Here is a 521-nt window from a genome sequence, read left to right as displayed (position 1 = left end):
GCGGCAAAGTCGGTCGTTGGCGGAGTGCCGGTCACGACATGGGTGTGGACACTTCCGCGACCACTGCGCAGGCGCCGCGGCGCAGGGACTGCTGCACGAGGGTGGTGCGAATGTCGAGGTGTCGGAGCAGGAACGTGCGTTCGTCGAGCCGCTTGCGGCGCAGCCAGCCGGTGACTTCGTCATTGCATTTGCTGGTGTTGCAGGAGCGGCAGGCAGGGACGACGTTGTCGAGGGTGTAGCGCCCGCCGCGAGAGATCGGCAGGACGCAGTCGCGCTGCAGTGGCGTGTCGGTCACCCCGCAGTACGCGCATCCGGCCCACGCGTCCTTCAACGCTGCCCACTGCAAGTCGGTGAGGTCGTGGACCTTGCTGCCCAGTCGGCGTTTGCGGCGCCGGTCCGCGCGGGCCTTGCGTGTCTTGCCGACAGCCATTCCCGAAGACTACGACGCAGCGACGGTCATCGACGCTTCACGGCCATCGCGCGCATCACATGAGCGCACCGCCGGCGGCATGTCAGGGCTT

1 protein-coding gene is annotated in these 521 nt (G+C 67.8%); it reads right to left on the bottom strand.

Annotated features, from left to right (window positions below; translation table 11 throughout):
• Positions 1 to 31: 31 nt before the first annotated feature.
• Positions 32 to 430 (bottom strand): HNH endonuclease, encoded by a 399-nt coding sequence (locus IFY26_RS17565; protein WP_131170267.1) that lies wholly within the window; start codon positions 428 to 430, stop codon positions 32 to 34.
• Between the last annotated feature and the right edge of the window lie 91 nt (positions 431 to 521).

It is taken from the genome of Propioniciclava soli, from assembly GCF_014858005.1.
GTDB classification, from domain to species: Bacteria; Actinomycetota; Actinomycetes; order Propionibacteriales; family Propionibacteriaceae; genus Propioniciclava; species Propioniciclava soli.
This window is presented reverse-complemented; position numbering and strand designations above follow the sequence as displayed.